At 69.0% G+C, this 19,834-nt stretch carries 22 protein-coding genes; 8 read left to right on the top strand and 14 right to left on the bottom strand.

All coding sequences use genetic code 11. From position 1 onward, the window contains the following. Positions 1-15: 15 nt before the first annotated feature. A complete protein-coding gene (locus ACLJQ7_RS31675; RefSeq protein WP_410652016.1) occupies positions 16-627 on the bottom strand; it encodes a DUF1707 domain-containing protein in 612 nt (203 codons plus the stop codon). Between the two features lie 105 nt (positions 628-732). Between ACLJQ7_RS31675 and ACLJQ7_RS31680 the strand changes: the two genes are divergently transcribed. The 4 genes from ACLJQ7_RS31680 to ACLJQ7_RS31695 are packed head-to-tail and all read left to right on the top strand — an operon-like array spanning position 733 to position 3,731. Continuing rightward, positions 733-1,176, top strand: coding sequence for a protein-tyrosine phosphatase family protein (locus ACLJQ7_RS31680; RefSeq protein WP_410651821.1), 444 nt, complete (start codon positions 733-735; stop codon positions 1,174-1,176). Positions 1,177-1,194: 18 nt separating this feature from the next. Next, entirely contained in the window at positions 1,195-1,818 is a 624-nt protein-coding gene (upp, locus tag ACLJQ7_RS31685; protein WP_410651822.1) for a uracil phosphoribosyltransferase, read from the top strand. Between the two features lie 54 nt (positions 1,819-1,872). Then, positions 1,873-2,466 (top strand): RNA polymerase sigma factor, encoded by a 594-nt coding sequence (locus tag ACLJQ7_RS31690; RefSeq protein ID WP_410652017.1) that lies wholly within the window; start codon positions 1,873-1,875, stop codon positions 2,464-2,466. Further along, complete coding sequence (locus tag ACLJQ7_RS31695; protein WP_410651823.1) at positions 2,463-3,731, top strand: hypothetical protein; 1,269 nt, start codon at positions 2,463-2,465, stop codon at positions 3,729-3,731. Before ACLJQ7_RS31690 ends, ACLJQ7_RS31695 begins: the two co-directional genes overlap by 4 nt. Before the next feature lie 382 nt (positions 3,732-4,113). Here ACLJQ7_RS31695 and ACLJQ7_RS31700 read toward each other — a convergent pair whose 3' ends face one another. After that, entirely contained in the window at positions 4,114-4,707 is a 594-nt protein-coding gene (locus tag ACLJQ7_RS31700) for a TetR/AcrR family transcriptional regulator (RefSeq protein ID WP_410651824.1), read from the bottom strand. A gap of 84 nt (positions 4,708-4,791) precedes the next feature. Here ACLJQ7_RS31700 and ACLJQ7_RS31705 point away from each other — a divergent pair, with 84 nt between their 5' ends. From ACLJQ7_RS31705 to ACLJQ7_RS31715, 3 genes are read left to right on the top strand one after another with little or no spacing between them, the layout of a single operon-like run. After that, positions 4,792-5,193, top strand: a complete 402-nt coding sequence (locus ACLJQ7_RS31705; protein ID WP_007032012.1) for a MerR family transcriptional regulator — start codon at positions 4,792-4,794, stop codon at positions 5,191-5,193. Then, positions 5,190-6,173, top strand: a complete 984-nt coding sequence (locus tag ACLJQ7_RS31710) for an aldo/keto reductase (protein ID WP_410651825.1) — start codon at positions 5,190-5,192, stop codon at positions 6,171-6,173. The genes ACLJQ7_RS31705 and ACLJQ7_RS31710 overlap by 4 nt, the downstream gene beginning before the upstream one ends. Before the next feature lie 25 nt (positions 6,174-6,198). Beyond that, positions 6,199-7,200 carry an aldo/keto reductase gene (locus tag ACLJQ7_RS31715; RefSeq protein ID WP_410651826.1) on the top strand — a complete coding sequence of 334 codons (1,002 nt, stop codon included), beginning with the start codon at positions 6,199-6,201 and terminating at the stop codon, positions 7,198-7,200. 61 nt (positions 7,201-7,261) lie between these two features. Here ACLJQ7_RS31715 and hisS read toward each other — a convergent pair whose 3' ends face one another. From hisS to ACLJQ7_RS31770, 11 genes are all read right to left on the bottom strand, one after another. Then, on the bottom strand, positions 7,262-8,548 hold the full coding sequence (hisS, locus tag ACLJQ7_RS31720) for a histidine--tRNA ligase (RefSeq protein WP_410651827.1): 1,287 nt from the start codon (positions 8,546-8,548) through the stop codon (positions 7,262-7,264). Positions 8,549-8,558: 10 nt separating this feature from the next. After that, the gene (locus ACLJQ7_RS31725; protein ID WP_410651828.1) at positions 8,559-8,951 is read right to left on the bottom strand and encodes a hypothetical protein; all 393 of its coding nucleotides are present in this window, start codon (positions 8,949-8,951) and stop codon (positions 8,559-8,561) included. Positions 8,952-9,286: 335 nt separating this feature from the next. Next, on the bottom strand, positions 9,287-10,504 hold the full coding sequence (locus ACLJQ7_RS31730) for an amidohydrolase family protein (RefSeq protein WP_410651829.1): 1,218 nt from the start codon (positions 10,502-10,504) through the stop codon (positions 9,287-9,289). After that, the gene (locus ACLJQ7_RS31735) at positions 10,501-11,634 is read right to left on the bottom strand and encodes an MAB_1171c family putative transporter (RefSeq protein ID WP_410652018.1); all 1,134 of its coding nucleotides are present in this window, start codon (positions 11,632-11,634) and stop codon (positions 10,501-10,503) included. Before ACLJQ7_RS31735 ends, ACLJQ7_RS31730 begins: the two co-directional genes overlap by 4 nt. Beyond that, on the bottom strand, positions 11,631-12,152 hold the full coding sequence (locus ACLJQ7_RS31740; protein WP_016331300.1) for a hypothetical protein: 522 nt from the start codon (positions 12,150-12,152) through the stop codon (positions 11,631-11,633). The genes ACLJQ7_RS31735 and ACLJQ7_RS31740 overlap by 4 nt, the downstream gene beginning before the upstream one ends. After that, a complete protein-coding gene (locus tag ACLJQ7_RS31745; protein WP_410651830.1) occupies positions 12,149-12,541 on the bottom strand; it encodes a helix-turn-helix domain-containing protein in 393 nt (130 codons plus the stop codon). Before ACLJQ7_RS31745 ends, ACLJQ7_RS31740 begins: the two co-directional genes overlap by 4 nt. A gap of 390 nt (positions 12,542-12,931) precedes the next feature. Continuing rightward, a complete protein-coding gene (locus ACLJQ7_RS31750; protein WP_410651831.1) occupies positions 12,932-13,384 on the bottom strand; it encodes a flavodoxin family protein in 453 nt (150 codons plus the stop codon). Between the two features lies 1 nt (position 13,385). After that, on the bottom strand, positions 13,386-15,032 hold the full coding sequence (locus ACLJQ7_RS31755) for a phospho-sugar mutase (protein WP_410651832.1): 1,647 nt from the start codon (positions 15,030-15,032) through the stop codon (positions 13,386-13,388). Positions 15,033-15,126: 94 nt separating this feature from the next. After that, positions 15,127-15,912 carry a purine-nucleoside phosphorylase gene (locus tag ACLJQ7_RS31760; RefSeq protein WP_410651833.1) on the bottom strand — a complete coding sequence of 262 codons (786 nt, stop codon included), beginning with the start codon at positions 15,910-15,912 and terminating at the stop codon, positions 15,127-15,129. After that, on the bottom strand, positions 15,905-16,336 hold the full coding sequence (locus ACLJQ7_RS31765; protein WP_410651834.1) for an ABA4-like family protein: 432 nt from the start codon (positions 16,334-16,336) through the stop codon (positions 15,905-15,907). Before ACLJQ7_RS31765 ends, ACLJQ7_RS31760 begins: the two co-directional genes overlap by 8 nt. After that, on the bottom strand, positions 16,333-17,301 hold the full coding sequence (locus ACLJQ7_RS31770) for a hypothetical protein (protein WP_410651835.1): 969 nt from the start codon (positions 17,299-17,301) through the stop codon (positions 16,333-16,335). Before ACLJQ7_RS31770 ends, ACLJQ7_RS31765 begins: the two co-directional genes overlap by 4 nt. Positions 17,302-17,420: 119 nt before the next feature. On the opposite strand from ACLJQ7_RS31770, the gene ACLJQ7_RS31775 reads away from it, so the two are divergent. Continuing rightward, the gene (locus ACLJQ7_RS31775; RefSeq protein ID WP_410652019.1) at positions 17,421-18,050 is read left to right on the top strand and encodes a MerR family transcriptional regulator; all 630 of its coding nucleotides are present in this window, start codon (positions 17,421-17,423) and stop codon (positions 18,048-18,050) included. Here ACLJQ7_RS31775 and ACLJQ7_RS31780 read toward each other — a convergent pair. Further along, positions 18,034-19,818, bottom strand: a complete 1,785-nt coding sequence (locus tag ACLJQ7_RS31780; RefSeq protein ID WP_410651836.1) for a serine/threonine-protein kinase — start codon at positions 19,816-19,818, stop codon at positions 18,034-18,036. The genes ACLJQ7_RS31775 and ACLJQ7_RS31780 overlap by 17 nt on opposite strands. Positions 19,819-19,834: the final 16 nt, after the last annotated feature.

Genomic DNA, 19,834 nt, shown 5'->3' on the forward strand with positions numbered 1-19,834 from the left:
ACCCCCCAGTTCAGGTCAGGCTTCCAGTTCGGGTACGTCCTTTCTACGCGGTTTCCGCTTCACGACGACGCCACCCCAGAACGCCAGGCCGGTGATCTTCACCGTCGGCGCGGTCGGCGGCGCCGGGGGAGTCCCGGCGCGATCCTCCAGTTCGAAGGCGCCCATGAAGCCGATTCCGGTGACGTCCACGTTGATGTCGTCGGGCACGATGATGTCGATGCCGCCCATGATCGCGACCGCGGTGATCGTCGTGTGCTTCTCGGCGAACCGCGCGTGCCGCAGGTCGATGTCGGTGCCGCCCCAGAACGCGAAACTGTTGTGCTGCGGCGGCACGACCCAGCTGCCCTTGCGGGACGCGCCGGACATGACGGCGATCGAGGCGTTGGAGCCCGGATGCCCGCCGATGCGATCGTCGGGCAGGCCCAGCGCGCGCGAGGTCGACGGCTCGATCGCGGCCCGTGACTGCTGGGGCAGATCCGCGGTGACCGGCTTGAGGTCTCCGACGGTCTTGGCCGCGTAGACGGTGGTGAGCCGTTCTTCCAGCTCGTTGATGGTGATGCGTCCTTCGGACATCGCCGCGTGCAGCACCTGCGCGACCTGCTCGCGGTCGGCGTCGGAGATGCGCATCTGTTCGGGGCCCGGCAGGGCCGGCTCTTCACTCACCTGGACGAGCCTAGCGCCGAGGAGAGGGCCAAGCGTCCATCTTCCGGTCGACAGTGGCATCCTCTCGTGATGGGGAACTCACTACCCGGCGCCGTCGAGCTGCCGGACGGGATCAAGGTGCGCGGACGGGGCCTGGGCCGCCCCTGGCCGAACGGGCCCGCGCCGGAATTCGGACTGTATTTGGGCGGGGCGAAGCTGCGCCGGAAACACGATCACAAAATGGACTGGGAGCGGGCGTGGATCCGCTGGCCCGACTTCCTCCTGCCGACGGACTGGGCCGACGCGCGGCGCCGGATCGTCGACCTGCACACCCGGGCCGCGGCGGGCGAAGGCGTCGAGGTCGCCTGTTACGGCGGAGTGGGGCGGACCGGCACGGTGCTGTCCTGTCTCGCCACCCTTTCCGGGATGAGCGCCGACGAGGCGGTGGCGTGGGCGCGGGCCAACCACGACAAGCGTTCGGTGGAGACACCCTGGCAGCGCCGCTGGGTCGGCTGGTTCGCGCGGCAGTCGTGACGGGCTAAATTGACCGGCATGGATGTGCACGTCGTTGATCACCCGCTGGCCAAAGCCAGGCTCTCCACCATGCGCGACGCGCGCACCGACAGCGCCGCCTTCCGCGCGGCACTGCACGAACTGACCGTCATGCTGGTCTACGAAGCCACGCGCGAAATTCCCGTGCGGATCGAGCGGATCCACACGCCGGTGGCGCGCACCGACGGCTACGCGCTGGCGAGCCCGCCGCTGCTCGTGCCGGTGCTGCGGGCCGGGCTCGGGATGGCGGACCAGGCGCACAAGCTGATCCCGGACGCCCAAATGGGTTTCGTCGGCCTCGCGCGCGACGAGGAGACGCTCAAGCCGACGCCGTACCTCGAGTCGCTGCCCGAATCGCTCGCCGACCGGCCGGTGATGGTGCTCGACCCGATGCTGGCGACCGGTGGGTCGATGGAGTACACGATCCGGTTGCTCACCGATCGGGGCGCCACCGACGTCACGGCGATCTGTGCGCTGGCGGCTCCCGAAGGCATCGAGCATCTGAAGAAGACCGGGCTGCCGCTGCGCGTGGTGACCGCGAGCATCGACGAACGGCTGAACGATTCGGGGTTCATCGTGCCGGGTCTCGGTGACGCCGGGGACCGGCAGTACGGGGCCGTCTGACCCGGTTCGCAACAACTCCGCCGTTGCCGGTCACTGACAGATGTGACCAGGACAGTGACCGGAACGGTGGGGGTGCCGGTGGACTCGTGCGAATCTCCTCCCGGCAGGAGCGACACGGAGCTTTGGCGGGCGGCCGCGGGCGGTGATCACCCGGCGTTCACCGAGCTGTTCGAACGGCATGTCCAGTCGGTGTGGAACCACGCCTACCGGCTCACCGGGTCGTGGGCGTCGGCCGAAGACCTGACGTCGACGACGTTTCTCACCGCCTGGCGGCGCCGGGCGGACATCACGCTCATCCGCGACAGCGCGCTGCCCTGGCTGTACACCGTCGCGGGGAACCTCGCGCGCAGCGAACACCGCAGCACCGGGCGGCGGCTCCGGCTCGTCCGGCGGCTGCCGGAGCCCCGGTCGGTGTCCGACCACGCCGACACCGTCGTCGACCAGCTCGACGGCGAAGACCGCCTGCGGCAGGTGCTCGCCTTGGTCGCGAAGCTACCGAAATCGCAGCGGCAAGCCGTCGAACTCTGCCTGCTCGGCGATCTCTCCTTCGCCGACGCCGCCGAACTGCTCGGCGTCGCGGAGGTGACCGTTCGCGCCCACATCTCGCGGGCCCGTACGCAGCTGCGGGCCGCCCTGGAGGAGAAATGACCGACGACCTCGGCCTGCCCGGCAGGCGCGAACTCCCTCCGGAAGTGCTCGACGACCTGCGGATGTCCCTGCGGGAGGGAATGGGAAAACCCGGGCGGCGGCGATGGCCGATCGCCGCCGCCGCGGCCGCCGTGGTCCTGGTACTCGCGGGCGCTCTCGTCACGACCGTGCTCATCCGGGAGCCGGACCGGCAGGGCCCTGCCGTCGCGAGCGAACCTGACTTCGCTCTCGACCTGCCGAAGGCCGAGGAGGCGATGAACCGGTGCTGGGCGGCGCTCCAGTCCCGGGGCAAGGCCGCGCGCTTCCCCGCCCGTGACGAATGGGTGCCGCAATTCACCGTCGCCCCTTCCTGGACGTCCGTGACGGTCGTCGCGGTGCGCGCGGGCGGCAAGACATTCTTCTGTGAAACGACGTCGATCACGGTGACGGTGTCCGACCCGGACACCGTTCCGTCCTATGCCACGGGGACCAAGGCCGCGGCGCTGTTGACGAGCCGCGTCGGAACGGTCGCCGGGGTGGCCGACCCTGGCTGGGAAAAGATGGAGATCTTCAGCCGGACCGCCGATTCGACGGCCTCGTCCGACGTGCCGATCTTCCGGAACGGGAACCTGTTCGTGATGCTTTCTCAGTCCAAACCTTCGCGGACCACATACTCGGTCGGGCCGTACACCGGGGAGCCGGGCGACGGTGTCACCGTCGCGCCGCACGCTCTTCGGCCCGCGCCCGAACCGGCTGTGACGGACATCGATCGCGTCCCGCCCGTGGTGCCGGACCGAGGCACACCGGCGGGGAAGTTCTTCCAGACCTGCGTGGAGGGGGCGGTCGAACCGCTGCCCGACGTGGACGTGTACGAGACGGGAACGCTGCTCGAAGGCGATGACGTCAAGGTGGTCGTCGCCCGGCTCGGCGACAGGTTCGCCGTCTGCCAGGGCGGGCTCGGGGATCACTACTACCGCCTCTTCCCCGATTCGAGCACCGAGCGGCAGCCAGTGCGCAAACTTTCGACCGAAACGCTCGGCGGCTCCGAGCAAGGCGGGGTCGGCAGCGCGAAGAATCCGTTCATCGGGATCGTGCCGCGGACCGCGACCACGGTGAAGCTCGATTTCGGGTCGGGCAAGAAGGTCGACGCAGCGGTCACCGACGGGACTTTCGCGGTCTGGCGACCGGAGGGCACGGAGGCCATGGAGCCGAACGCGCAGGTGGGCGTCGTCGTCCTCGATGCCGAAGGGAAGACGCTCCACGAGGGCACCCTGCCGCTCTACTGACCGCCTCGGATCGCGTTTAGCCCGCTAAACGCGATCCGGCGGGTGGGGCGCGCTATGGGGGCCTTCACGGAGCTAGGCGCAAGGGGGCCTTCGTGTACTTGATCAGGGGGCAAGGCCAGTCGGATCGCGTTTTGCCCGCTAAACGCGATCCGGCGGGTGGCGGCGTAGTGACGGCCTCCCTCCCTGCTCTGAAGGTAGGCAAAAGGCCTCACGGGCCTACCGCACCGGATCACGATTAGCCCGCTAAACGCAGGTCGTGCCCCGGGGCGATCGCCGAAGTCCGTGAAGGCCTCCTTGAGAGACCTAGAGTCCCTCAAGGAGGCCTTCACGGACCTGCCCGCCCAAGCCCGCACCGGATCGCGTTTAGCCCGCTAAACGCAGGTCACCGGCGCAGCCAGCCCGCGGCGTTCACCCGCAGCGCGGTCTCGTAAGCCGTGCTCACGGTGTACTGCTCCGGAAGGTTCCCGTTCAGCTCCAGCGACACGAGCCCGTGCACGAAGCCCCAGCACGCCACCGTGACGACCTCGGGCGGCACGTCGAGGAAGACGCCGTCGGCGACGGCCTGGCGGATCGTCCCCTCCAGCGGCGCCATCGTGGCGCGGGCGTGCTCGGATGTCTCCTCCGCCGGTTCGAAACCCGGCACCGACTTCGTGAACATGATCGCGTAGAGATGCGGGTCGGCCAGCGCGCTTTCCCGGTACGCGACGCCGAGCCGCACCAGGTCTTCGACCGGGTCGCCGCTCAGCGTGACCCCGGACATCCGGCGTCCGAAGCGGCGGAACCCCTCGGTGAACAGGGCGCTGACGAGATCCGTTTTCCCGCCGAAGAGCGAATAGACCGCGGTGGTGGACGTGCCGACGTCGGCGGCCAGTTTGCGGAGGCTCAGCGCCTTGGGACCGTCGGCCGAGATGAGTTCACCGGCGCGGTCCAGCAGTTTCAGCCGGAGGTTCTCGTCGTGCGTCCTGGGGCGGGGCATGTACGGAGGGTAGCGCAACGCTGTTATCAATCGCTCGGATTCGGAGTTGACCTGGAGCGCACTCCAGGTCGTAGTGTCGTTCGCATGAGCTACTCGATAGCGGAAGCCGCGCGACGTAGCGGACTGTCCATCGACACTCTCCGGTACTACGAGCGCATCAAACTCGTCGAGCCCCCGGCGCGGGACGCCGCCGGGCGCCGCGCCTACACCGACGACGACCTCGGGTGGCTGGGGTTCCTGACCAAGCTCCGCCTGACCGGCATGCCCATCAAACGGATGCGCGAGTACGCCTCCCTGCGCCACCACGGCGCGGCGAGCGCGGGCCGGCGCAAGGCGATCCTGGTCGACCAGCGCAAATCGGTCGCCGACCGGATCGCCGAGTTGCAGACCTGTCTCGACATCCTCGACTACAAGATCGACCACTACGACCAGGTGGAACGCAAGGTGCTCGGCACCGGAGCCACCGTGGAGGGAATTTCAGCGTGATCAGCACCAGGATGCTCGGCGGGCTGGCGGTCGGGGCGCAGGGCCTCGGCTGCATGGGGATGAGCCAGGCCTACGGCGTCCGCGACGACGACACGGAGTCGATCGCCACCGTCCACCGTGCCCTCGAGCTGGGCGTGACCCTGCTCGACACCGCGAACGTCTACGGCGCCGGAGCGAACGAAGAGCTCGTCGGCCGCGCGATCGCGGGCAAGCGGGACCAGGTCGTGCTGGCGACCAAGTTCGGCATCGTCTGGGATGAGGACGGCGGGATGTCCGCGCGCGGCGACGCGGCGTACGTCAAACAGAGCTGCGAAGAGTCGCTTCGGCGGCTGAACGTCGACCACATCGACCTCTACTACCAGCACCGGGTCGACCCGAACACGCCGATCGAAGAGACCTGGGGCGCGCTCGCGGAGCTGGTCCAGGAGGGGAAGATCCGTTACGCCGGGATTTCCGAGGCCGGCGTCGACACGATCCGTCGCGCCCACGCCGTCCACCCGGTGACGGCGCTGCAGAGCGAATGGTCCCTGTGGACTCGTGGCCTCGAAGGCGAGATCCTCTCGACCGTTCGCGAGCTGGGCATCGGCGTCGTGCCGTTCTCGCCGCTCGGCCGCGGTTTCCTCACCGGCAGTGTGACGTCGGTGAAGGACCTTCCGGCGGACGACATGCGCCGCGGGCTGCCCCGGTTCGCCGAGGGCAACTTCGAGCGCAACATGGCGATCGTCGAGGCGTTGCGCGCGCTGGCGGAGCAGAAGGGTGTCACCGCGGGGCAGCTCGCGCTGGCTTGGGTGCAGGCGCAGGGTGACGACGTCGTGCCGATCCCGGGCACCAAACGCCGCAAGTACCTCGAAGAGAACGCCGCCGCCGCGGATATCGAACTGTCCGAAGTGGACATCCAGGCCATCGAAAAGGCCGCGCCCGCCGAGGCGATCGCCGGTGAGCGTTATCCGGAGCGGCTCGCCCGCGCCGCCGGAAAATAAAACCCAGAGAATTGCGAGAGAGATCATGACGGGTTCCACCCTGCCCACCCGCGGGCTCGGCACGCTGGAAGTCGGCGCGCAGGGGCTCGGCTGCATGGGCATGAGCGAGTTCTACGGCCAAGGTGACGACACCGAATCGATCGCGACGATCCACCGCGCGATCGAACTGGGCGTCACCCTGATCGACACCGCCGACATGTACGGCTTCGGCCGCAACGAGGAACTGGTCGGCCGCGCCTTGGCGGGCAAACGGGACCAGGTGGTGCTGGCGACCAAGTTCGGTATCGTGCGCGACGAGGCGGATCCCTCGAAGCGCGGCATCCGGGGCGACGAGTTCTATGTGCGCCAACAGGTCGAGGCTTCGCTTCGCCGGTTGAACGTCGATCACATCGACCTCTACTACCAGCACCGTGTCGACCCGAACGTGCCGATCGAGGAGACCGCGGGCACGCTGTCCTCGCTGGTCGAGCAGGGGAAGATCCGGCACATCGGGCTGTCCGAGGCCGGTCCGGAGACGATCCGGCGGGCGCACGCCGTGCATCTGGTGACGGCCGTGCAGACCGAGTGGTCGCTGTGGTCGCGCGACATCGAGAACGAGGTCGTCCCGGTCTGCCGTGAGCTCGGCATCGGGCTGGTGCCGTATTCCCCGCTGGGCCGCGGTTTCCTCACCGGCCGCTTCAAGTCCAAAGAGGACTTCGCGGAGGGTGACTTCCGTCAGGAGACCCAGCCGCGCTTCGCCGAGGGCAATTTCGAGCGCAACATGGCGATCGTCGACGCGTTGCGCGCGCTGGCCGAGCAGAAGGGCGTCACCGCCGGACAGCTCGCGCTGGCCTGGGTGCAGGCACAGGGCGACGACGTCGTGCCGATCCCGGGCACCAAACGCCGCAAGTACCTCGAAGAGAACGTGGCGTCCGTCGGCCTGAAGCTGACCGCCGAGGACGTCGCCGCGATCGAGGCGGCGGTCCCGGCAGACGCGGTCGCGGGGGAGCGCTACCCCGAAGCGGCCATGCGCATGCTGTCCCGCTGATAACGAAAAGCCGGCGCCCGATCAACGGGTGCCGGCTTTTCGTTGTCAGAGCAGGGCTCTGTCAGACCAAAGACGTGACCGCGTCGACCACGCCGTCGACAGCCACCGCCTGCTGCTCGCGGGTCGCGAGTCCGCGCACGGTCACGTTCCCGGCGTCCCAGTCCTCCTGGCCGACGATCACCACGGCCCGCGCCCCGGCCTTGTCCGCACGGGTGAGCTCCTTGCCCAGCTTGCGGAGTTCGACAGGCGTGGACGTGCGCAGCCCGGCCTTCCGGAGCCGCCCGGCGACCTCGCGCGCGGCGTCGGTGAGCTCTTCGATCACCGGGATCACCACGACATCGGTCTCGCTGCGCGGCTTCGGGGTGAGGCCGTGCGTGTCGAGGAAGTCGATCAGCGTGACGTCGCCCATGCCGAAGCCGATCCCGGGGATCTGCTGCGACGTGAACAACGACGCCAGGTCGCTGTACCGGCCGCCGCCGAAAAGGGCGCGACGGTTCTCCGGGGAGGTGTCGAAGACCTCGAACACGGTCGACGTGTAGTACGCGAGCCCGCGCACGATCATCGGGTCGAACGTGATCAGGTCCGCGGCGCCGCTGTTCAGCACCTTGACCAGGTTCGAGCTCTCCTTGACCTGGTCCGGCAGCTCGTCGAGCAGGGCCGTGCCGGACGTCAGGATCTCGGTCAGCTTCTCGAACTGCTTGTCGGTCAGCCCGATCTCGGCCGCGGTGTCGCTCAGCTTCGTCCGGTCCGACTTCTCCCAGCGGTCCACCAGGGTGAACACCTGCGGCAGCTGCTCCGCGGTCACGCCGACGATGTCGGTGAGCGCCGAGGAGAGCAGGTTCCGGTCGTTGGCCCGCACCTGGAACATGTCCGGGGTCGCGCCGAGCGCGCTCATCATGTCGTGGACGAGTTCGAAGATCTCGATCTCGCAGTTCGCGCTGTCCGAACCGAAGATGTCCGCGTTGATCTGCCAGTGCTCGCGAACCCGGCCACGCTGCGGACGCTCGTAGCGGTGGCAGTTCGGGTGGCTGTACCAGCGCACCGGGAACTGCAGCGCTTTGGCGTTGCCCGCGATCATCCTAGCGACCGACGGCGTCATCTCCGGGCGCAGCGCCAGCCGCTCGCCGCCCTTGGTGGTCAAGGTGTACAGCTGCTGGTCCGCGATCTCCTGCCCGGACTTCCGCTCGTAGATCTCGGCGGGTTCGAGGATGGGCCCGTCGTAGCGGAGGAAACCCCGGAGTTCGAGCACGTCGTAGAGATGGCCGAACACCTGCGTCCGGACGGACATCTCGGCGGGCAGGAAGTCGCGGGTCCCCTTGGCGGGGGCTGTCGGCAGGTATTCAGGCACGTCAGCAAGCTTAACCAGCGAAGGCGACGCCGTACGCGGTGGTCAGGATCGCCGCCCCGAGCAGCACCGCTCCGGCGCCGGTGACCCGCCCGCCGAGCTTGCCCTTGCCCGGTGCCAGATGCAGGAAGAAGCCGCCGGACTGGGCGAGCACGCCGAACAGCAGCAGGAAGCAGACGATCCAAAGCGTGGCGGCCGGGAGCCCGGTCTGCCCGAGGATCTGCAGCGCGACCAGCGCGAGAACCAGGAGGACACCGGCGTGCGCGTGGCCTGCGCGGAACATCCCGCGCTGGTGTTCGGTCAGTTTCCTGTCGCGCAGGACACCCATCAGCGCGTAACCGCCGTACATCACCGTCGGCAGGGAAACGAGCGCGATGACGGTGAAGAGCCTGATCGGGCCTTCCATGGTGGTTCCTTTCGTGGTGCGGGAGGCAACGGTAACACCGTTTTAAAACACTGTCACGAAAGTCTTGCCGTTGCCGTTGCCGTTGCCGTGCCGGGTTGTTGCCGGTGTGTCCCTGTGGCGTCGCTGTGGGCGTGTTGCGAAAGCCACTTTCGCAACCTTCAACGTTGCGAAAGTGGCTTTCGCAACGTCACGTCGCAGCCATCACGCCGCGCGCGAGGACCAGGCGGACGTTCCGGAGCGCGGAAAGTTCGGTGAGCGGATCGCCGTCGACGATAAGGACGTCGGCGTTCAAGCCGGGCTGGGAGGGCGTGTTGCGAAAGCCACTTTCGCAACCTTCAACGTTGCGAAAGTGGCTTTCGCAACGTCACAGCGCAGCCATCACCCCGCGCGAGGACGAGGCGGACGTTCCGGAGCGCGGAAAGTTCGGCGAGCGGATCGCCGTCGACGACCAGGACGTCGGCGCTCAGACCGGGGGTGAGCCGCCCGGTGACGTCGCCGAGACCGAGCCCGGCGGCGGAGTCCTCGGTCGCGATCTCGAGGATCCGGCGCCGACCGAAACCGAGCCATTCGTAGAGTTCGAGGGCGCCGACGGGATCGTCGAAGACCGAACCGGGCAGCCCGGCGTCCGTCCCCGCCAGCAGCGGGACGCCCAGCTCCTCCAGCCAGGACAGCCGTCCGTACACGGTTTTCGCGAGCTCCTCGCCCATGCGCTCGGCCAGCATCCGCCAGTTGCGGCTGCTCGTCGAACACGCCGCGATGTCCTCGGCCGCCATGCGCTTGGCGACATTTTCGCGCCTGTCCTGGCGCTGCGGCCCGGTCATCCAGGTGCAGTGCTCGATCGTGCGGACACCCGCCTCGACCGACGCCTCGATCGCGTCGGAGCCGTGGGCGTGCGCCGCGACCGGGAGTCCGTGGCGTGCCGCGTGCTCGACGATCAGGCGCAGCGCCCGGACGTCGAACTGCGACTCCCACATGTCCGCGCCGCCCTCGGTGATCTGGCCGCCGCTGGCCATCACCTTGATCACGTCCGCGCCGGCGGCCGCGTTGGCGTCGATCATGGCCCGGATCGCGGCGTCGTCCGCGACCTCGCCGCCGAAGAAATGGCAGTGTCCTTTGAGGACGGTCAAGGGGGATCCCGCGGTCAGCAGGCGCGGAGCGGCGATGCCTTCGGCGTCGAGTTCCGCCCGGACTCGCGCGCCCAGCGCGTCGCGATCGCCGAGATCCCGCACCGTCGTGACGCCACTGCGCAGCAGCTGTCCCAGCCGGTCCTTGGCACCCGCGCGGAGAGCGTCGTCTTCGCTCGCCAGGAAGTTCGGCAGCATCTCGCGCGAGGCGTCGAAAGCCAGGTGCACGTGGGCGTTGAACAGGCCGGGCAACAGCGTCGCTCCGGGGAAGTCGAGCCTTTCGGCGTCCGGCGACGCCTGGGCCACGACGTCGGCGCGAGGGCCCGCCGCGAGGATCCGGCCGCCCTCGACGAGCACGGCGCCGTCTTCGACCGGTGTGCTCGGACGCGGCAGGACGCGCCCGGCCGTCAGCAGCAGTTGTGCGGTCATGCGTCGCTCCTGGAGACGGCGGCGGACAGGGCGAGCAGCGGCCGCACGTCGGATTCGATGTCGGAGGCGCCGCCCGGGAGCACGAGTTTCGCCCGCCCGTCGGTCTCCTCGCCCGCGGTCTGCCTGGCGATCGCCGTCTTCAGCGCCTCCGCCGCCGCTCGCGGATCGTCGGCGGCGAGCGCGGTGAGATCGGTTTCCAGATAGGGGCTCAGCTGCACGAGCCCGTCCCGGATCTCGATCACGCGGCGGTAGTACCGGCGGTGGACCGTGCGCGGGCGCCACCGTTCCCACCGGCTCTGCGGCGCGGTCCGGAGCACGATGTTCGGGTAGATCCCGGCCAGCGCGGTCCACAACGGGGTGAGCTCGTCGTGGTGGCGCCGGTGCTGGCGACGGCGTCGCAGCGCGGCGAACCGCGCGCGGACACCCGGATAGGTGATGCCGGCGAGGAAGAGCACGATCCCGAGGATCACCAGCGGGATGGCGACGGTGAGCAGAAGCCGGACGGACGGCCCGAACGCCCACGCGATCACGATGTACAGCGCGCGGAAGACGCTGCCTGCCGAAAGGCAGACCAGTCCGGCGGCACTGAGTTTCAGCCCGGTCTTCAGATGGCGGTCCGCGGTGCGGATGTAGCGGAAGATCCACCAGGCGCACGCGGCGAGACCGTAGATCAGGTAGATCCCGGCCCCCAGGTAGAACAGCGCCACGCCGGGCACGTGCACGAGCTTCGGGCTCAGCGCGAGCCCGCGCACCTCCGGCGGGGTGAGGGCCATGGCGACCAGCATCAGCGCGATCGCGCCGGACAGCGGGACGAGTTCGAACAGGACGCGCCTCGGCCTGCGCGGGCCCAGCGCGGAGCCGAGGAACACGATCAGCAGCGCGCACACCCCGATGGCGAGCATGATGTTGTTGACCAGTCGCCCCGTGCCCTTGCCCGTCAGGCCGTCGAGCCAGCCGGAGATGACCTTCTGCTGGGCGAGGAAGGAGCCGGCGACGCAGACGATCGTGATGGTGATCGCCCAGTTCGGCAGCAGCCGGGGCGCGCGGTAGGTCTGGTAGATCCGCCAGGCGAGCGCGGTCGCGAACAGCGCCATCGCCACGACGTTGAGAGGGGAGAACAGCGAGTTCACAGCCACCCTTGATGGTCGCCCAGCGCGCCTTGGACGCGGCGGACGTCATCGTCGTCGGCGCGACGGGGAATCGTGTAGTTCAAGACCGACGCCCATTCGAGGATGATGGTCGCCACGGTCTCGGCTTCCCATTCGTGCGCCTCATCGTAGGAGGTGCGGCGCAAGGCGCGGTGTACCGCGTCCCCGTCGAGCCCGGGGGCGGGGCCGCGCAGGAAGTCGGCGGGTTCGGCGTCGCCACCGGGATGGTGATCGGCGAGCATATGCCCGAGTTCGTGCAGGATGATGTGGTCCTGGTGGGACTTCGTGGTCTCCTGCTGGAAGAAGATGTAGTCCGCCGAACCGGTGGCGATCCAGCAGCCGAACGGGCCGGGGACCTCCAGCGGGTACGGCATCAGCCGGATCGGCCTGCCCCGTTGTTCGCCGAGCCGCTCGCAGAGCACGCCGACGTCGAGCGGCGGCTCGATGTCGAGCTTGTTCAGCATCTTGCGGCAGCGTTTGCGGAGTTCCCGTTCCTTCATCGGCTTTCGCCCGGCTGGTCGCGCTCGGCCCGTTCGTACCGCTCGACGAGCTCCAGCAGGTCCATGACCTGGCGACGGCCCTGTGGGGAAAGCTCCTGCGCGCGCATGGCCATGAGCGTCGCCTCTCCGGCGGGCTGCTGTTCCTGGTCTTCGAAGAAGTAGGTGATCGGAACCCCGAACAGTTTCGCCAGCGCCTCGACGTAGTGGATCTTCGGATTGACGCGTTTGCCCGTGGCGAGCTGCTGGAGGTACGCGGGCGACATGGTGGGCCCACCGGCGCGGTCGATCGCCGCGGACAGCTCGCGATAGCTGTGCGGGGCACATTCGTCCGCGCGCGCCGAATCGATCAGCGCGCTCAGCTTCTGCGCGAAGGTCTGATACGGAGACATGGCCCCCATCCGTTCCCTGGTCCCGTTCCGTAGTGGGAGTGTAACGCGATACAGCCTGTCCGCAGCTGTTGACAGCGTATGTATGCAGTGGTTTACAGTTGTCAAGCGGTTTCGTGCCGTGTCCGGTCTCTCACTCCGGAATCCGTGCCCTGGGGGTGTACGGACGCCGGAGTGAGAGCCGTTTTCCCCGGTGGGTGCACAAGATCGTGCCGGATGTAGTACGCTGAGGCAGCCAAGGTTGATCGCCGTCACGGCGAACCCTTGGTCTCGGCCTGTTGCCGGAGGTCGACCCCCAGGGCTTCCGGTGACAGGCCCCTTACTTTTCCCGCGTTCGTCCTCTGAATGCGGTAGTTCGTATCGCCAACTACCGCATTTAGAGGACGAAAGGCGTCAGGGCATCAGGGTGGCGGCCAGGGTGCCGCCCAGTTCGAAACAAGCCGCCAGATCCGCTTTGCCCGGTTCGCCGGTGACGAGCACCGGAGAAGCCGCGCTCTCCCAGCCGAGTCCGGTGGTGATGCTCTCGATCCCGCGCACGGTGCCCGAGACGTCGTTGTTGCCGTGCACGAAGAACCCGAACGGCCGTCCCCGCGTGGAATCCAGGCACGGGTAGTAAACAGTGTCGAAGAAATGCTTCAGCGCGCCGGACATGTACCCCAGATTCGCCGGGGTGCCGAGCAGATAGCCGTCGGCGTCCAGGACGTCGGGCACGGTCGCGCCCAGCGCCGCGCGGCGCATGACCTCGACGCCCTCGATGTTCGGATGGTTCGCGCCGGAAAGCACGGCCTCGAACATCGCCTGCGTCGAGGGCGACGGCGTGTGGTGGACGATCAGCAGCTTCGGCATTTCACACCAGCAGGGACTCGATGTCGGCTCGCAGCGCGGCCAGCCGGGCGCCCGCCGCGGCGCGTGCCTCGGCGAGGTCGCCGGTGACCGGCTGCTTGACCTGCAGGTACGCCTTCAGTTTCGGCTCGGTCCCGGACGGCCTGATGACGACACGCAGGCCCTCGCCGGTCAGGCGGAGGACGTCGGCGTCGGGCAGGAGGTCCTCCATCGTGACGCCGGTGCCGCCCAGTGCCGACGGTGGCGTGGCGCGCAGGCCCGCCATCAGCCGCTCTCGCACCGAAAGATCGGTGACCCGCAACGAGACCTGATCCGTCACGTGCACCCCGTGCTTCACGGACAGTTCGTCGAGGACGTCCAGTGGCCCGCGGCCCGCCGCGCGCAGGGAAGCGGTCAACGCCGCGGCGAGGACGGCGGCGGCGATGCCGTCCTTGTCGCGGACGAAACCGGGGTTCACGCAAAGGCCGAGCGCCTCTTCGTAAGCGAAGACGAGCCCTTCGCCCGCGCGGACCAGCCATTTGAACCCGGTCAAGGTCTCCGCGTAGCGCGCTCCGAATTCCTTCGCGACCTCGCCGAGCATCGACGACGACACGATCGTCGTGGCGACGAGCGGAGCATCGCCGACAGCGCTGTCTACAGTGGACAGAACGTGCCAGCCGAGAAGGACACCGGTCTCGTCGCCGCGCAGCATCCGCCACGAACCGTCCCGCTCGCGCACGCCCAGTGCGCAACGATCGGCGTCGGGGTCGAGCGCGACCGCCAGATCCGCGTCCACTTGGGACGCCAGCGTCAGCAAAAGGTCCGTCGCGCCAGGTTCTTCCGGATTCGGGAAGGCGACCGTCGGGAAGTCGGGATCGGGCGTGGCCTGCTCGGCCACCAGGTGGAGGGCGCCGAAACCGGCGCGCTCGAACGCGGCGCGCAGGGTGTCCGCGCCGACGCCGTGCAGGGCCGTCGCGGCGACCCTGACCGCTCGCTCCGGGCCACGCGGTAAAAGCGCGACCTCCGCGAGGTACGCGTCCAGGAGTTCGCCGCCCAGTACCTCGGCGCCCGGCTCGCGCGGCACGCTGATCGCCGGGAGTGCGGCTTCGATGGCGCGCTCGATCTGACCGTCCGAAGGCGGGACGATCTGCCCGCCCGACGCGTCGTAAAGCTTGTAACCGTTGTCGGCCGGGGGATTGTGCGACGCGGTGATCTGGACACCCGCGACCGCGCCGAGGGCCGGCACGGCGAACGCGAGCACCGGGGTGGGCAGCGGGCCGGGCAGCGTCTTCACCGCGAACCCGGCGGCCGTCAGCACTTCGGCGGCGGCCTTGGCGAAGGCTTCCGAACCGTGCCGCGCGTCGCGGCCGACCACCACGACCCCACCCGCACGTCCTTGCGAGGTCAGCCAGGCCGCGACGCCGGCCGTCGTCCGGGTCACGACCGCGACGTTCATCCCGTTGGGGCCCGCGCGCACCGGGCCGCGCAGACCGGCGGTGCCGAATTCGAGCGGGCCCGCCATCCGGTCCGAGAGTTCGTCCGCCGCACCGGCTTCGCCGCCCATCGCGCGCGCGAGGATGTTCTGCAGCTCGACACGGGAATCGTCGTCCGGGTCGTCGGCGATCCAGCGGAACGCCCGATCCCGCAGCTCCGAGGTCAAGGAAGTCGTCACCGAGTCAGCCTACGGGTACGTTGGGGAGGAGAAGCGCGTGAAGGCCCCCTTCCCTCGGCTCAGCCGAAAAAAGGGGGCCTTCACGCGCAAAGTGTCAGGCGCGGGCGACGAGTTCCTTGAGCAGGGTGCCCATGCGGGTGGCGGACTGGCGCCCCGCCTCCAGGACCTCTTCGTGGTTCAGCGGTTCCCCGGTCATCCCGGCCGCCAGGTTGGTCACCAGCGAAAGCCCGAACACCTCGACCCCGGCGGCGCGGGCGGCGATGGCCTCCAGCACCGTCGACATGCCGACGAGGTCGGCGCCGAGCGTCCGCAGCATGTGGATCTCCGCCGGCGTCTCGAAATGCGGCCCGGTCAGCCCCGCGTAGACGCCTTCTTCCAGCGAAGGGTCGATCTCGCGGGCGATGTCGCGCAGCCGCTTCGCGTAGAGGTCCGTCAGGTCGACGAAGTTCGCGCCGACGATCGGTGAGCGCGCGGTCAGGTTCAGGTGGTCGGAGATCAGCACCGGCTGCCCGACCCGGAAGCCCTCGCGCAGGCCGCCCGCGGCGTTGGTCAGCAGCACGGTCCTGGCGCCCGCCGCCGCGGCGGTGCGCACGTTGTGCACGACCGGGTCGATCCCCTTGCCCTCGTAGAAATGCGTGCGGCCCAGCAGGATCAGCGCGCGCTTGTCGCCGACGCGGACCGACCGGACGGTGCCCCCGTGCCCGACCGCGCCCGGCGCGACGAATCCGGGCAGCTCGCCCAGCGGGATCTCCGCTTCGGGCTCCCCGATGACGTCCGCCGCCGGGCGCCAGCCCGAACCCAGCACGACGGCGATGTCGTGCTTGTCGACGCCGGTGCGTTCGGCGATGGCGGCGGCCGCCGCGACCTCGTTCTCACTCATGCGACGAGCGTATCCGGACGGTTCTGACGAGCAGGAACACCACCAGCCCGAACGGGGACAGGAAGATCGTGAGCACCAGGATCGGGCCGGTCACCAGCGGGTGGATCCGGTGCTCGCGGGATTCGAGGTACATCCAGCGGGCGATGAACAGGTCGAAGGCGATCAGATGGGCCCAGATCGTGGCCGCCCCGTACGGCGTGCCGGTGAACGCGCCGAGCACGTCGAGGTCCGGCCTGCTGACCGCCGTCCAGAGTTCGCCGAGATGCGCGATGGCGAGCACGAAGTACGGGATCAGCGGGAGCAGCGGCGTCCAGGGCGAGGACATGATCCGGCGGGTCCACGACCAGCCCGGCAGGAAGATCATCAGCAGCCAGAACGGCGTCGCCAGCGGGAAGGTCCAGGTGAACAGCGTCTCGACGCTCATCGCAACGAGACCTCCAGCTCCCGCGACGGCCGCCCGATCGCGATTAGCCCGCTAAAGGCGACGCCCGCCACGAGCAAGGCGAAGGCGGTCAGGGTCCGGGAGTCGGGGGCGACGATCGACTGGCCGCGCAGCGCCTGCCAGGTCAGCAGGGCGAGCAGACCCGCGTAGCCGACGCCGGCGATCACCACCAGCCGCAGCCTGAGGACGTCGTCGCGAAGCCGCGGGTAGCGCGCCGCCAGGACACCGAGGGCGAGCGCGAGCAGCGGAAGCGCCTGAAGTCCGTGCAGGCCGAGGAAATGCGGGATCCGCAGGTCGCCGCCGACCGTGCTCCAACCGAGGATCGGCAGGCCGGGGCCGCCGTCGGGGAGGCCGACGGTATGCGCGCCGAGCATCGCGGACTGACCGGTCGCGTCGAGCGCGGCCTGCTGGGCCGGGGTCGGGGGGCCCATCAGTGTCGCCAGCGAGATCCCGATCATGCCGAGGAGCGCGCCGATCCGGGCCGCCCACGTCGTCGTGCGGTCGGGGAGCCGGGTGAACATCACGATGATCGTCAGGACGAGGTTGACCGCCCAGAGCACGGCGATCATCCGGCCCATGACCTGGAAGATCGTGATGTCCAGCGGGGTCGCGTTGTTGAAGTGGCTCGCCCGGACGCGGGCGGCCTGGAAGATCATCAGCGCGTACTCGGCCGCGAAGATCACGACGAGCGCGTTCGTCAGCCAGCTCGCGGTCCGGCGGAACTTCGGCAGCATCGAGACGAGCCAGCTCCAGGTGAAGAAGTACAGCACGGCGGAGACGGCGAACTTGAACGGTTTCGCCCAGAGCGGCGCGCCGTCCAGCGTCCGCTGGTCGATCAGCAGCGCCAGCACGCACAGCACGGTGATGACGGCGAAGGCTTGGGCGAGCCGGTACGAACCCCGGTGCCAGGTGCGGGTTCTCTCGCGGAGATCGGTCAAGATGGTCATGGGTCCCTCCCAGGATGGATAGTGAAGCTCTCCGTTATGGGAAGTTAAACTATCCATCCTGAGAAGTCTTCAGGGATGACCCTGGAACGTCCCCGAGATCGGAGAACGCGCGCGTGCGGATGGCCGAACTGAGCGAAAAAGCCGGGCTTCCGGTCGCCACGATCAAGTACTACCTGCGGGAGGGGCTGCTCCCGCCGGGTGAGCGGACCAGCCCCAATCAGGCGAAGTACGACGACGGGCACGTTCAGCGGATCAAGCTGATCAGGGCGCTGATGGAGGTCGGCGGCCTTTCGCTCGCGACCGTCGGCGAGGTGCTCGCCGCGGTCGACGCCGGGGAAGCCAACCCCCACCACGTCCTCGGCATCGCCCAGCAGGGCATCACCACCTCCCGGCAGGTGCCCGACGACGAAGCAAGGGAATGGGCGCTCGCCACGGTCCGCGACCTCGCCGAACGCCGAGGCTGGCCCTGCAAATCCGACGACGACCTGGTCATTCAGGCCCTGGTCGGGGTCCTGTGCACGATCCGCGAGGTCGGGCACGGCTGGTACCTCGACAAACTCGACGCCTACGCCGAGATCGCCGACCGGACCGCCGATCTGGACCTCGAAGGGATCGCCGGGATCGAGTCGCTGGAGCAGATCATCGAGATCGCCGTCGTGGAGACGGTGCTCGGGGACAGGCTGCTCTCGGTGTTGCGGAGGCTGGCGCAGCAGCGTGCCTCGAAGGCCTACTTCAGCCGTCCACGATGAGGGAGAGCGCCACGGGCTCGAAGATCCCGGTCTTCGTCGAGTTCTCCTGCTCGATCGTCGAGGTCACCGAGAGGATCCAGAGGTCCGTGCCCCCGCTGAACAGGTCCATGTACGTCGTGCGCGTGATGCTCTCGTTCACGGTGTCCCTGTTCCCGGCGGCGCGCTCGGTCGTCCGGTAGGTGTACCGCTGGCTGTTGTCGCCCCGGCCGGGCACGGTGGTCGGCTCGCCGATGAGGGCGATCTCCGGATGCTGGCTCTTCAGCCAGCTGAAGTAGGCGGGCGGCGGGCTGTTCGACAGGAAACCGCTCAGCCGCTCGATCCGGATGACCTGGCGGCCGTCGGGCGAAACGTACTGGACCACGGTGCTCGGCACGCCCCTGGTGACATGCGGTGCGACGAACTTCTTCCAGCCTTCCGGGACGCCGATGCTGAACCGGCCGCCCTTGAGGCCGTTCACCGTGCTGGCATCACCCTGCTGTGTGATCAGTTTCGGCGGCGGCTGAGTGATGACCGTATCGCCCTGCTGCACCTTCTCCGGTGGCCGCAGGTCCTGCCCGCCGACGGCCCTGGCCAGCACGAACCCGCCTCCGGCGGCCAGCAGGAAGAGGACGACCGACGCGAGCGCCAGGACCACCGTGCCCACCGCCGACCGCCCTGACCGCCCCGGTGGACGAGGCGGACGAGGTGGCGGCGGCGTGACGGTCGGCATCGGCGGCAGTTCAGCGGGAGGCGCCGGTGCGGGCTGGTTCAGGAACGGCAGCGGTCCGGGGTCGGCGGCGAGTGCGGAACTCGTGCCCTCGCCCGGTTTCTCGGGCGCGACCTGCTTGATCACCTGGGTGTCGGTCGCGTCGAGGTGCGCGGTGGTCTTCTTGCCGTCGGGCGTGTGGAACAGCTCGGCGGGGAAGAGGTCGATGAGCGTCTTGGCCTGCAAGGGGTACAGACGGCGCCGCACTTCGCGCAGGGTGATCCGCTTCGACGGCTCCTTCTTCATGAGCGCGCCGATCACGTCGGCCAGCGGACCGGGGCCGGGCTTCGGCACCTTCCCGTTGACGACCTTGCCGACCGTTTCGAGCGGGTCGCCGTCGGCGTCGTAGGGCGGCGAGCCCTCGATGGCGGCGAACAGCGTCGCGCCGAGACCCCACAGGTCGGCGGCGGGGACGACGGCGCCGCCGGAGGCGACCTCGGGCGCGATGTAGGCGGGCGAGCCCAGCATCATCCCGGTCCGGGTCATGGTGGCTTCGGAGACGTTGCGCGCGATGCCGAAATCGGTGAGCTTGATGCGGCCGTCACCCGCGACGAGGACGTTGCCCGGTTTGACGTCACGGTGGGTGATGCCGGCGGTGTGCGCGGCCTCGAGCGCGGACGCCACCGCGATACCGACCGCCGCCGCCTGCTCGACCGTCAGCGGCCCGTGGTCGCGCAGGATATGCGCGAGGCTGCGCGACGGCAGCAGCTCCATGACCACGAACGGCTCGTCGTTTTCCCGCGCGACGTCGTGCAGGATGATCACGTTCGGATGACTCAGGACGGCGATCGCGCGGGCTTCGCGCAGGGTCCGCTCACGCAGCTCGTCGGCCTGCGACGCGGGCACGCCGGGCGGGAGACGGACCTCTTTGACCGCGACGGGGCGGTGCAGGAACTCGTCGTAGGCCGACCAGACCGTGCCCATGGACCCTGATCCGATGACCGAGCGCAACCGATATCGCCCGGCGACCACTCGCTTCTCGTCGCCGGGGCTCTCGCTGGGCTCGGTGGTGTCGGACGGCACGGCCCAATTGTGGCGT

The sequence above is a fragment of the Amycolatopsis sp. cmx-4-54 genome, from assembly GCF_046548895.1.
Lineage (GTDB): Bacteria > Actinomycetota > Actinomycetes > Mycobacteriales > Pseudonocardiaceae > Amycolatopsis.

Coding starts and splice junctions, on each gene's coding strand:
- ACLJQ7_RS31695 (WP_410651823.1), top strand. CDS start 2,463: ATGACCGACGACCTCGGCCTGCCCGGCAGGCGCGAACTCCCTCCGGAA.
- ACLJQ7_RS31740 (WP_016331300.1), bottom strand. CDS start 12,152: ATGAAGGAACGGGAACTCCGCAAACGCTGCCGCAAGATGCTGAACAAG.
- ACLJQ7_RS31775 (WP_410652019.1), top strand. CDS start 17,421: ATGGCCGAACTGAGCGAAAAAGCCGGGCTTCCGGTCGCCACGATCAAG.
- ACLJQ7_RS31700 (WP_410651824.1), bottom strand. CDS start 4,707: ATGCCCCGCCCCAGGACGCACGACGAGAACCTCCGGCTGAAACTGCTG.
- ACLJQ7_RS31715 (WP_410651826.1), top strand. CDS start 6,199: ATGACGGGTTCCACCCTGCCCACCCGCGGGCTCGGCACGCTGGAAGTC.
- ACLJQ7_RS31725 (WP_410651828.1), bottom strand. CDS start 8,951: ATGGAAGGCCCGATCAGGCTCTTCACCGTCATCGCGCTCGTTTCCCTG.
- upp (WP_410651822.1), top strand. CDS start 1,195: ATGGATGTGCACGTCGTTGATCACCCGCTGGCCAAAGCCAGGCTCTCC.
- ACLJQ7_RS31760 (WP_410651833.1), bottom strand. CDS start 15,912: ATGAGTGAGAACGAGGTCGCGGCGGCCGCCGCCATCGCCGAACGCACC.
- ACLJQ7_RS31765 (WP_410651834.1), bottom strand. CDS start 16,336: ATGAGCGTCGAGACGCTGTTCACCTGGACCTTCCCGCTGGCGACGCCG.
- ACLJQ7_RS31745 (WP_410651830.1), bottom strand. CDS start 12,541: ATGTCTCCGTATCAGACCTTCGCGCAGAAGCTGAGCGCGCTGATCGAT.
- ACLJQ7_RS31705 (WP_007032012.1), top strand. CDS start 4,792: ATGAGCTACTCGATAGCGGAAGCCGCGCGACGTAGCGGACTGTCCATC.
- ACLJQ7_RS31675 (WP_410652016.1), bottom strand. CDS start 627: ATGCGCATCTCCGACGCCGACCGCGAGCAGGTCGCGCAGGTGCTGCAC.
- ACLJQ7_RS31770 (WP_410651835.1), bottom strand. CDS start 17,301: ATGACCATCTTGACCGATCTCCGCGAGAGAACCCGCACCTGGCACCGG.
- ACLJQ7_RS31680 (WP_410651821.1), top strand. CDS start 733: ATGGGGAACTCACTACCCGGCGCCGTCGAGCTGCCGGACGGGATCAAG.
- ACLJQ7_RS31730 (WP_410651829.1), bottom strand. CDS start 10,504: ATGACCGCACAACTGCTGCTGACGGCCGGGCGCGTCCTGCCGCGTCCG.
- ACLJQ7_RS31750 (WP_410651831.1), bottom strand. CDS start 13,384: ATGCCGAAGCTGCTGATCGTCCACCACACGCCGTCGCCCTCGACGCAG.